Below are 5548 nucleotides of genomic sequence, written 5' to 3'. Positions count from 1 at the left end.
CTCAACAGAAAAGTCATGAAGGTGCGAAAACATATGAGAGGCCAGAGGTAGCTCCTCAACTTGAGCCCGTATATAAGCCAGCATCTAACTTTGTTTGTAATTTCTTTTTGACATACGGCGGGAGTCCATATAAGCCCCTAGTTCATCTGTTCTGAATAAGACGGAAAAGGCTCGTTTACCGGAAGTAACATTCTGTTATTCCTTCTATGCGTGGTAAAGGAATAACAATCAGGAGGGTGTTTGTCACAAAGCAGATAATTAACTAAACCTGATAGCAGGGGGATGTTGGTTATAAAAACGACTGATAATGCAAATGCCACCTATGATTGTGAAGGGGCGAAAGATAATAAGCTATATGGTGCTCTAGTACACATCACTATTACCTCATGTGCGCCTTAACCTGGTCTCCGAGCTCGTGTCTGACAAAGCATTTTAAAGTAACATGGGTATAAATTGTCATACACTGCAGCGAAATTTATTATTAATGGTAATTTGCGCCAATTTTGAACGAGCTTGAAGCTAAGCCGGAAACCTTGTGACGTTCAGAAAATAAGGCATTGTTGCCAACTTAACAGCATTCCTGCTCTATCTGATAGAGTAACTACTTGGCAGCCTGATCACCGCGCAGCTCAAAATACTCGTATAAGGTATTGGTTTGATGACCGATAAAGTTTAAATTATCATGCTGCAACTTTTCCTGCTGCGCTCTCTTTTGTGCAAAGTAAGCATGCCATCTCTGATCACCATTACCGGCTTTGACATTCTCTTCAAGCATAGCGATTACATCACAATCGATCCCGCAGAACGTTTTGTAACGATCTGCAGCATGGTTATTTTCGCTCATCATTTACTCCTTGTATTTACCGTGACCAGATCAGGCAAAGCACTCAGTATAAGACTTACACTCCTCACAACTCGGGGCTTTGCAGATATAATCACCGCCCTGCTCGCAAAGCTGACGATAGAAAAAACGTTTCCAGCGCATATTTTCTGTATTAAGGGCATAGAGTTCGGGAAAGTTATGTTTAATTAATTCGCCCAGTTGCGCACGCTCCTGCAGCCCCAGGCTTTCCCAGAGATGATATTTGCTTAAGCTGGCCGTCGCGACAATAATTGCCATCTCTGCAGAGGAGGGATCTTCTTTGTTTCTGTAGCTATGTAAAAGTTGAATTAACTCGTTACGCTCATCGGCTTTAATGGCAAAGAGCTCAGCGCAAAGTTCTGCACGGTCACGAATAAACTCCCAATCTTCCTTATGCCACTCTATTTCCATTCTCACCAGCTCTATGTCATTAAGCGCTTTGCGCAGTTGCTGGTAGGTTTTTTGCTCGAGGCCCAGGCCATGCGGCAGAATGATCTTACCGGATAATTGCGCACGGATTATCACTCTGCAATAAGTAAGATTAAGCGCCGAAAAGTGAACCGGCAGAATCTGTTGCGGCGGCAGGAGTTCGGCTATGAACTGGTTGTAATCATATTCAGGATTGGCACTCATGTTGAACCTCTTTATTTCGATATTAAACAGCAGTTAGTGCTGCGCCATTATAAAACAACGACGGACTTTATCTGCGCCCATACGTGGCAGCCCAGGTGCAGTTTTAAACGTTTTGCCGAAGCGTAGGTGATCATCGCTAACAGGCTGTGTGTTGCAGATATATCAACCGTCACAATACGCTCCCCGGGTGTACGACTATCTTCAATGCGCGTGACGCAGCCCGGTAAAATGTTACTGATTGAGCTGTCAACGGGAGGCGAAAGACATAAGCTGACGTCCTTGGCATTAATACGGCATCTCAGGTGGCTGTCCACCGGGGAACTGATTTGCGGAACCAGCAGGGTTAGCCCGCCAATTGCCAGCTCCGTCAAATGATCCTTTTTATGTTTTAGCACCTGCGCATAAAGCATGCTGCTGCGTCCGTCATAAAAGCACATTCCCGCCTCACCATCGAGCATCACCTCTGCTAAAACGCCACTTTTAACCAGTTTCCCCTGTTTAATAATTGCAATATAATCGGCCAGTCGTGCCACCTCATCGGGTGAATGACTGACATAAATTATCGGAATAGCTAACTCCTGCTGCAGGCGCTCCAGATAGGGTAAAACCTCCTGCTTTAAGGCATGATCTAATGCCGATAACGGCTCATCCATCAGCAGTAATTTCGGTGAGGTGAGCAGGGCGCGGGCAATGGCGACCCGCTGGCGCTCTCCGCCGGATAAAGTATTCGGAGGCCGGTCAAGCAGTGGTGTGAGTCCTAATATATTGCAGATATTTTGAAATTTAACTTTTCTTTTTTCTACCGGTAAACGGCGTCGCCCGAAATTAAGATTATCGCGGACGTTAAGGTGGGCAAACAGACTCGCTTCCTGAAACACATAACCTATTTCGCGCTGGTGAGGAGGAACAAAAATATCTTTTTCCGAGTCCTGCCAAACGCTATCGCCTATTGCGAAATAGCTGTCGGGTAACTTTTCCAGTCCGGCCATGGCGCGCAGACAGGTTGTTTTACCTGAGCCTGACGGGCCAAACAGTGCAGATACTCCTACCCTGGGTAAGGATAATCTGATATCGAGATTAAAATTATTATGCTCAACCCGAAAGCGGGCATCAATCGTACTCATGCTGCCTGCCTCCGTTGTGCCTGATAGTTTGCATCAGTTTTGCTTTTGGATTGGCCGTATAGTTTCTGTTTTCTGCTGCACTGATAGTTAATGCAGTAGATAAGTAACAGGCCGATAAAAGAGACCAGCATCATGCCGCCGGCCAGCCAGTGTGCCTGCGCGTATTCCATCGCTTCAACATGGTTGTAGATTTCAATGGATAATACCCTGGTTTGTTCGGGAATATTGCCACCAATCATCAATACCACACCGAATTCGCCGATGGTGTGACAGAATCCCATTACGGCAGCAGTAAAAAAACCCGGTTTTGCCAGAGGAAGGGCGACCTGCCAAAATGTTGCAACAGGGCCGGCCCGTAAGGTTGCCGCGACCTCTAAAGGCCGTTTGCCAAAGGCTTCGAAAGAGTTCTGCAGCGGCTGGACAACGAAGGGCAGAGTATGCACTGCACAGGCAATGGCGATGCCTGCAAAGCTGAAAGGAAGGCTGCCCAGGCCGATAAAACTGGAAAACTGACCGATCGGACTGTTCGGCCCGAGCAGAAGCAGTAAATAAAAACCTAAAACCGTTGGCGGCAACACCATCGGCAGGGTACACAAGCTGCCGATAATAGGTTTTAATTTGGAATTTGTCTGTGAAAGCCACCATGCAAGCGGCGTTGCTAATGCTAATAATAACAGGGTAACAATAACCGCCAGTTTCAAGGTTAACCAGATCACAGATAAGTCAGGCATCAGGCGTCTACCTCATAACCAAATGAGCGGATAATCTGCAGCGCTTCGGTGCTTTTTAAATAGGCTAAAAATGCGCGGGCAGTCGGGTTGCTCTTGCCTTTATCCAGGAGCACAGCATCCTGCTGAATTGCCTGGTAGAGATTGCCGGGAATAATCCAGGCCGATCCTGAGGTTATTTTCCCGTCTGTTGTGATTTGTGACAGTGCGATGATCCCCTGCTGGACATTGCCGTTGCTCACATAGTGAAAAGTCTGACCGATATTCTGCCCCAGTACTAATTTATTTTCGAGCTGTTCATAAATACCCAGCTTTTTTAACACCTGCACGGCTTGTTCACCGTAGGGGGCTGCTTTGGGATTGGCGATCGCCAAATGGAGTAGTTCCGGTGATTGTAGGCATGACCCCTGCGTATCGATAAGTGTGGGATTTTTTGACCAGAGAGCCAGCTTTCCTTTGGCATAGGTAAATTGACTTTCTGCTACCGCCAGCTGTTGTTCAACCAGTTTGGCCGGCCTTTTTTGGTCTGCTGCTAAGAAAATTTCAAAAGGTGCGCCGTTGCTGATTTGCGCATATAACTTGCCGGTTGCTCCGACGGAGAGCAGTATTTTATCGCCTGTTTGTGCTTCAAATTTGGCAGCCAGAATCTTTAAAGGTTTAAAAAAATTACCGGCGACTGCAACGCGGATCTCTCCGGCAAAAGAAAAACTGCTGCTGAGCAGCAACATGCCGCCGATTAATTTAGTTAACAAAGTCATAAGGCACTCCTGGGCTGGCAAGCGCCGTCAAAGACGACGCTTTATCTGGCTGTTACAAACCTAATTCAGGTTTAATCATCTCCAGCCAGTGGGTTAAGCGCTCTTCCAGCAAATTGGCCTGATTATCCAGATCCAGCACCAGACCGACAAATTCATTACCGTCTAATGCAGCTGAGCTGTTAAATGTATAACCATCGTTCGGCCAGCGGCCGACGATTGTCGCACCTGCACCGGAAAAAATTTCATAAAGCTCGCCTAATGCATCAACAAATTCATCAGGATAACCCTCCTGGTCACCAAGACCGTATAGCGCAATGGTTTTACCGCTGAAGTCAGCGCCTTCAAGTTCGCCGGCTATTTCTTCCCAGCTTTCACTTTCACAGTCAACCGACAAGCCGGGAAGTTCACCTTCACCAAGTGTCGGGGTTCCGATAATTAAATTATCAAACTCGAGCAGGTCATCGATTGAACAGCGGTTAATGTTAACCGGTTTAGCCACATCATCGCTGCCCAGCATTTTATAAATTTGTTTCGCTACTTTACGTGTTTTACCTGTATCGGTACCAAAGATAATTCCTGTTTTAGCCATTGTGATTCTCCTTCAAGTTAAAATCGCTGTCTTATTATTTGTATTGCAGGATACATGCCTGCTCTTTTTTTTTATTTTTGCGCTTGTAACTTGTTGATTTTAAATTGTTAATTTTTTTGTGTTGTTTTTTTTCGATTTAAGAAATTGTGGTGTTTAAGACAAGAAATACAATTCTTATTCAATAATAAGGACAATTGTATGAGATATAACAAAGGGTTAATTTATGTTCTGCAGAGCACGCCAATATCGCGTAAAACAATCCGCAGGAAAGGTGGGGAATGGGTTGCTCTCTGCGTCATTTTTTTGAAGTTATAGGTGAGCGCTGTTGAGATAAAGTGAGAGGACAGTCTGTTCGGGATGTCCTACAATTGGCTATTGTGCTACATACAAGCTTGAACTTGTTAAAGAATGAAAAGTCTTTCGATGGCGGTATCAAGAGAAAACACAAGCAAGCAAATCGCAGTGATAGTTACCGAGAAGGAGTTGTTTCAGGACTTTCACTGCTATAAATAATGGGTTATTTCAATCAGTTTAGATTGATTATGTGAACTAAGACGTTCGTAATTTCACCCTAGTGTTAAAGCTGGAGCGAGCTATCCGATTACTATTAAAGCCATCGCAGCATCTAATGCCGACTTCTTCGGCTCCACCTTAGACATTACCATTGCCAGCCAATATGACGGTTTGCAGATAGTTATACCAAATCCGATAATTATCTACTCATTTATACTTGCTAAAATGAATGCTAGCTAGACATAAAACTACGTTTTAGTCTTTGTTATTGATTTGATTCAGAACGTCCTGTTCTTCACCACCTTGTGGCCAGCTAAAGCTGTTCAAAATCGTTCCATACG

General features: G+C 45.1%; 6 protein-coding genes and 1 pseudogene. 1 reads left to right on the top strand and 6 read right to left on the bottom strand.

All coding sequences use genetic code 11. From position 1 onward, the window contains the following. Window positions 1-601: 601 nt before the first annotated feature. Genes cowN through ABZA00_RS16045 form a run of 6 tightly spaced genes read right to left on the bottom strand, consistent with a single transcriptional unit; the run spans window position 602 to window position 4694 of the window. Window positions 602-844 carry a N(2)-fixation sustaining protein CowN gene (cowN, locus tag ABZA00_RS16070; RefSeq protein ID WP_372883163.1) on the bottom strand — a complete coding sequence of 81 codons (243 nt, stop codon included), beginning with the start codon at window positions 842-844 and terminating at the stop codon, window positions 602-604. A 30-nt stretch (window positions 845-874) separates the two neighbouring features. Then, window positions 875-1495, bottom strand: coding sequence for a nitrogen fixation protein NifQ (locus ABZA00_RS16065; RefSeq protein ID WP_372883162.1), 621 nt, complete (start codon window positions 1493-1495; stop codon window positions 875-877). A gap of 47 nt (window positions 1496-1542) precedes the next feature. After that, a complete protein-coding gene (gene modC, locus ABZA00_RS16060) occupies window positions 1543-2619 on the bottom strand; it encodes a molybdenum ABC transporter ATP-binding protein (RefSeq protein ID WP_372883161.1) in 1077 nt (358 codons plus the stop codon). Continuing rightward, on the bottom strand, window positions 2616-3350 hold the full coding sequence (gene modB, locus ABZA00_RS16055) for a molybdate ABC transporter permease subunit (RefSeq protein WP_372883160.1): 735 nt from the start codon (window positions 3348-3350) through the stop codon (window positions 2616-2618). The genes modC and modB overlap by 4 nt, the downstream gene beginning before the upstream one ends. Beyond that, window positions 3350-4105 carry a molybdate ABC transporter substrate-binding protein gene (modA, locus tag ABZA00_RS16050; RefSeq protein ID WP_372883159.1) on the bottom strand — a complete coding sequence of 252 codons (756 nt, stop codon included), beginning with the start codon at window positions 4103-4105 and terminating at the stop codon, window positions 3350-3352. Before modA ends, modB begins: the two co-directional genes overlap by 1 nt. Window positions 4106-4157: 52 nt before the next feature. Next, complete coding sequence (locus tag ABZA00_RS16045; protein WP_372883158.1) at window positions 4158-4694, bottom strand: flavodoxin; 537 nt, start codon at window positions 4692-4694, stop codon at window positions 4158-4160. A gap of 371 nt (window positions 4695-5065) precedes the next feature. On the opposite strand from ABZA00_RS16045, the pseudogene ABZA00_RS16040 reads away from it, so the two are divergent. Next, a pseudogene (locus ABZA00_RS16040) lies at window positions 5066-5203 on the top strand (ISAs1 family transposase); the annotation flags it as partial. Window positions 5204-5548 lie beyond the last annotated feature (345 nt).

The sequence above is a fragment of the Psychromonas sp. genome (genome assembly GCF_041586535.1).
Classification (GTDB): Bacteria; Pseudomonadota; Gammaproteobacteria; order Enterobacterales; family Psychromonadaceae; genus Psychromonas.
The sequence above is the reverse complement of the archived record's forward strand: the minus strand, read 5'-3'. Positions and strand labels throughout refer to the sequence as shown.

Excerpts from the sequence above, each read along its gene's own strand:
- modB (WP_372883160.1), bottom strand. The coding sequence starts at position 3,350 with ATGCCTGACTTATCTGTGATCTGGTTAACCTTGAAACTGGCGGTTATT.
- ABZA00_RS16065 (WP_372883162.1), bottom strand. The coding sequence starts at position 1,495 with ATGAGTGCCAATCCTGAATATGATTACAACCAGTTCATAGCCGAACTC.
- modA (WP_372883159.1), bottom strand. The coding sequence starts at position 4,105 with ATGACTTTGTTAACTAAATTAATCGGCGGCATGTTGCTGCTCAGCAGC.
- ABZA00_RS16045 (WP_372883158.1), bottom strand. The coding sequence starts at position 4,694 with ATGGCTAAAACAGGAATTATCTTTGGTACCGATACAGGTAAAACACGT.
- cowN (WP_372883163.1), bottom strand. The coding sequence starts at position 844 with ATGAGCGAAAATAACCATGCTGCAGATCGTTACAAAACGTTCTGCGGG.
- modC (WP_372883161.1), bottom strand. The coding sequence starts at position 2,619 with ATGAGTACGATTGATGCCCGCTTTCGGGTTGAGCATAATAATTTTAAT.